The organism is Rhodanobacter sp. PCA2 (genome assembly GCF_013620825.1).
Taxonomy (GTDB): Bacteria; Pseudomonadota; Gammaproteobacteria; order Xanthomonadales; family Rhodanobacteraceae; genus Rhodanobacter_A.
Window position 1 is genome coordinate 62998 of the sequence record NZ_NJIC01000042.1, and the last position, 5286, is coordinate 68283.

The 5286-nt window shown below is 69.2% G+C and carries 3 protein-coding genes; all 3 read left to right on the forward strand.

The features are described from left to right. Positions 1 to 284: 284 nt before the first annotated feature. Positions 285 to 2213, forward strand: a complete 1929-nt coding sequence (nosZ, locus tag PCA_RS14015) for a TAT-dependent nitrous-oxide reductase (RefSeq protein WP_181303236.1) — start codon at positions 285 to 287, stop codon at positions 2211 to 2213. 90 nt (positions 2214 to 2303) lie between these two features. Further along, a complete protein-coding gene (locus PCA_RS14020) occupies positions 2304 to 3419 on the forward strand; it encodes an FAD:protein FMN transferase (RefSeq protein WP_181303237.1) in 1116 nt (371 codons plus the stop codon). A gap of 155 nt (positions 3420 to 3574) precedes the next feature. Continuing rightward, positions 3575 to 5286 (forward strand): DUF1631 family protein (locus PCA_RS14025; protein ID WP_255436876.1); only part of this gene is annotated, 1712 nt, incomplete at its 3' end.

The following is a 5286-nucleotide window of genomic DNA, read 5'->3' on the forward strand; positions in this document are numbered from 1 at the left end:
TGCGGCAACCAGCGGACCAGCAAAGTGTCGGATCTTCATCGGTTGATTTCCTTGGGGACGGGTGCGTGGCGCGCACGTGCAGGCATGGCCCGCATCGTTCGACGATGACGATGAGAACAGCACCGGGCATTTCCCACCTTGACGCGCATCAGTCCTGCGACATCTGGTCCCGTACGCAACGCACACAAAACTCGGTTCCCCATGACGCGCATCAAATCGCCGGCGCCGACCAGGACCTAAAGTCCGTCCCACCTGAACCGTGCAACCAACAGAGGGATGCGCAGATGAGCGGCAACGAAACGAAAGACATCCATCCGGCGATCGACCCCGGCCGAAGGAAATTCCTGGGTACCACGGCGATGGCAGGTGCGGCACTTGGCCTCACCGCCTGCGGCGCTTCGCAGTCGTCCGGCGACAAGGCCGCCGCCGGCTCGGCAGCGACTGCCGCATCCTCCGGGCACGACGCCTACGAAGTGCCCCCGGGCAAGCTGGACAGCTACTACATCATTTCCTCCGGCGGCCACTCCGGCGAGGTGCGCATCCTGGGCTGCCCGTCCGGACGCACGATCAAGCGCATCCCGGTGTTCAACATCGACCCCATGCTCGGCTGGGGCATCACCAACGAATCGCGCGCCATCATCGGCACCCGCCCGGACGGCCAGCTGAAGTACTGGACCGGCGACACCCACCACATCCATGGCTCGTACAAGGACGGCACCTACGACGGCAAGTACTTCTGGGTCAACGACAAGTTGAACGCGCGCGTGGCCCGCATCCGCGGCGACACGTTCGAGACGGACAAGATCACCGAGCTGCCGAACGTGCAGGGCCAGCACGGCCTGTTCTCGGACAAGCGCGACCCGGTGGACGCGGCGATCAACTACACCACGCGCGTATTCGCCGGCGCCGAGTTCCACATCCCGCTGCCCAACGACGGCCGCGACGAGGAATCGCCCGACAAGTACGGCTGCCTGTTCACCTGCCTCGATGCGAACAGCATGGATGTGCGCTGGCAGTGCCGCATCGACGGCAACATGGACCTGGTCGCCACCAGCTACGACGGCAAGCTCGCCGCGTCGAACCAGTACAACACCGAGAACGGCATCCACTACGAGGACATGATGTCCGCCGAGCAGGACGCCTGCGTGTTCTTCCACGTCGCGCGCATCGAGGCGGCGGTGAAGGCCGGCAAGTTCACCACCATCGGCGACTCCAAGGTGCCCGTGGTGGACGGCCGCAAGGAGGCCAATGCCGATCCGAAGACCGCGCTCACCTGCTACGTGCCGGTGCCCAAGAACCCGCACGGCGTGAACGCGAGCCCGGACGGCAAGTACTTCGTCTGCTCCGGCAAGCTGTCGCCGACCTGTTCGGTGATCGACCTCGCGCTGGTGAACAAGTGGTTCGACGGCGAGCTGGCCAAGCCCCGCGACGCCGTGGTCGCCGAGCCGAACGTGGGCCTGGGTCCGTTGCACACCGCGTTCGACGGCCGCGGCAATGCGTACACCACGCTGTTCCTGGACAGCAAGATCGTGAAGTGGAGCGTCGATGGCGCGATCGCGCAGTTCAAGGGCGACGCCAAGGCCAAGGTGATCATCGACGCGATCGACGTGCACTACCAGCCGGGCCACGGCTTCACCAGCATGGGCGAGACCAAGGAACCCGACGGCAAGTTCTTCAACTCGGGCAACAAGTTCTCCAAGGACCGCTTCCTGCCCGTGGGCCCGCTGCACGTGGAGACCGAGCAGCTCCTCGACATCACCGGCGAGAAGATGAAGCTGATCCACGACCACACGGCCTACCCCGAGCCGCACGACGCCATCATCGTGCGCGCGGACATCATCAAGACGCGCCAGATCTACGATCTCAACGAGTTCCCCAACGCGGTCAAGACCAAGGAGGAGAGCACGATCGAGCGCAACGGCAACAAGGTGCACATCCGCCTGATGTCGCAGGCGCCGGCGTACTCGATGCGCGAGTTCAAGGTGAAGAAGGGCGACCTCGTCACCATCACGCTGACCAACCACGACAAGGTCGAGGACCTCACCCACGGCTTCGGCATCCCGAAGTACAACATCAACTTCGTCGTCAATCCGCAGGAGACGAAGTCGGTGACCTTCGTGGCGGACAAGCCGGGCATCTTCTGGTGCTACTGCACGCACTTCTGCCATGCGCTGCACCTGGAAATGCGTTCGCGCCTGATCGTGGAGGCCTGATCGCGGAAGGCTGAAGCCGCATCCAGGGGAGGGGCGTCGCCACGGCGGCGCCCCTTCTCCCGTGCCGGCGACCGCCTCTCCGGAGCACCCATGACCATCCGCCTGTCCACGCTGGCGATACGCACGGGGCTGGTGCTCGCGGCGTTCGTCGCGCTCGCCGGCCTGTTCCTGTGGCTGCGCCCGCTGCAACGGGTGGAGGGCGAGTTCCTGGTGTTCGGCACCCGTGCGCGCATCGAGCTGCTGACCGCCAGCCGCGACGATGCGGACGCGGCGCTCACGGACATCGGCCGCCTCTTCGTGCACGACCACCGCACCTGGCACCCGTGGGAACCCAGCGAGCTGACCCGGCTCAACGCGGCGCTGGCGCAAGGCCATTCCCGTCGCGTGCCGCCCGACGTCGTCGACCTGATCCGGCGCGCGCAGCTGGGCTTCGTCCAGACCGACGGGCTGTTCAACGCCGCCGCCGGCCGCCTGATCGGCGCCTGGGGTTTCCACACCAGCCGCTATCCCGTGCAGACGGCGGCGCCATCGAGCGGCGAGGTCAAGACCCTGCTCGACGAACGGCCCGACATGGACGATGTCCACATCGCGCCGGACGGCAGCGTCAGCGCCGACAACCCGGCGGTGTCGCTGGACATCAACGGCCTGTCCGAAGGCTACGCCTCCGCCCAGGTGCGGCAGTTGCTGCGCAGGCACGACATCGACCATGCGCTGATCTATCTCGGCGGCTTCGTCATGGCGCTGGGCCGCAACGGCAACCAGGTTTGGCGCGTGGGAATCAACGCCCCGTCCGGCGTGCTCGGCAGCATCGCCCTCGGCGACGGCGAATCGCTGGCTTCCTCCGGCGACTACCAGCGCCATCGCGCCTCGGCCAGCGACCTGGGCCACATCATCGACACGCACACGGGCTGGCCGCAGCGGGCGAGCGCGGCCACCAGCGTGCTCAGCAACGATCCCGTCGACGCGGACATCGCCGCCACCGCGCTCATGGTGGCCGGTCCGGCCGGCTTCGAGCACCTGGCCGAACACATGCAGCTGAACTGCGCCCTGTTGCTGGGGCACGACGGCAAGCTCTACCTCACGCCCGGCATGCGGGCGCGCCTGCACACGGACTTCCCCGCCGCCGCGATACGGATCGTGCCGCGGCCTTCCACGGACTGCAGGACCGGTGGCGGCCAGCCCGTGGTGATTCCGGCAGACCTGTAGCGGCTGGCCGGGCGCACCGGCCGCCACGGCGCCGCCCCGGCCAGACCCGGGTTCCCCGACGGCGCGACCGCAAACGCCGTCGAATGAGAATCGTCGGATGGCGACCCCGCGGCAACCGTCCTACACTCCCGCACAGGGAATCTCAGGAAACACCCATGGATGCCGAGCCTCAGCACCGGCACTCGACCTCCGCCGCGGCTGGCCGCGCGCGCGGGCGCTGGCCCGCGCGTACGCAACGCCTGCTCGGGGTGATCGGTCCGCTGTGCGCACAATGGCTGGAACCGGCGCTGCAACAGTGCCTGGAACAGTTCGATCACGCCTTGTATCTGCAGGCCGAGCGCTCGCGCAACCACATCGAACAGCAGCATTGCTTCGACAGCCGCGCGCGGCTGCAACTGCAGCGCACCGCCTTCATGCAGGCCTATGCCGACCAGCTGCGCAGCGGCTTCGCGCGGCTCGGCGAGGAGGACAGCGCCGCGGACGAAGCGCCCGAGCACCAGCCGCTGAGCCTGCTCGGACGCGGCGAGCAAGAGCTGACCGTCGCGCTGGACAAGCTCGCCGCGCGCGGCGAGGCCCGCCACGGCCAATCGCTGACCGAGCTCGCCTACCGCTTCGCCGTGCTGGTCGGCGCCGCGCCGCTGGAAGGCGCGGCGCTGCCGATCGCGCCGGGCGGGCTGACCGAGGCCATGCGCGCCGCCATCGCCACCCTGGACCTGCCGGTCGAGCACCAGGTGCTGCTGCTGCAGGCCTTCGAGCAGGCGGTGGTCGCGGTGGCGGGACCGCTGTACGGGGCCGTCAACGCGCAATTGCTGGGCGACGGCCTGCTGCCGCAGCTGCGTCCGTATGCGCCGCCGCGCGTCGCGCCGGCGGTGCGCACCGCGCCAGCGGGCGAGGCGCCGTCCGGCGACACCGCAGGCGCGCCGCAGGCGCCGATCACGGTGCTGGAAACCCTGCGCGACCTGCTCGCCCAGGGCCGTACCGGCGCAGGCGGCGCGGCCGCCGCGGGCCGGGCCGCCACGCCGGACGAACTGCAGGCCGCGCTGGGCGCGCTGCAACAGCACCTCGCCCAGGTCACCGACCAGGCCAGCCGCGAGCTGCGCAGCGCCCAGCGCCTGCGCGACGAGCTGCTGCTGCAGCTCAATGCCGGCAAGCCGGCCGGCGCCGTCGCGACCGGGCTCAGCCCCGAACAGGACGACACGGTGGAACTGGTGGCGATGCTGTTCGAGCAGATCGGACGGCAACTGCACCACGGTCCGCACGCCCGCTCCGTGCTCAGCGACCTGCAATTGCCGATGCTGCGCATGGCGGTCAACGACCGCGGCTTCTTCGACCAGCAAGGGCACCCGGCGCGGCGCCTGCTGGGGGCGGTGGCCGAAGCCGCGAACGACTGGCTGGACGGCCCGGACGGCGAAGCCGACCACCTGCTTGCCGCGCGCCTGCGCCAACTCGTCGAACGCGCCCGGATCGAACCGCCCAGCGCCGGGCTCTACACCAGCCTGCTCGCCGACATCGAACACCATCTAGGCCAGTTGAGCCGGCGTGCCCAGACCGCCGAGCGCCGCCACGTCGAGGCCATGCAGGGTCGCGAGCGGCTGGACCTGGCCCGCCATCGCGCCGGCGAACTGCTGGCCGAACGCTTCGCCGCGCATCCGCCGCGCGGGCTGCTGCGCACCCTGCTCGATCGCGCCTGGGCCGACGTGCTCGCACTCACCTTGCTGCAGCATGGCGAGGACAGCGCCGACTTCGCGCAACGCCTGCACGTCACCGACCAGTTGCTGGGCAGCGCGCCGGTGGAAGACGCCGACCAGCTGCGCCGCGAGGTGCAGGCCGGCCTGCACCTCGCGGCGCAGCTGGTCGGCGTCTTCCA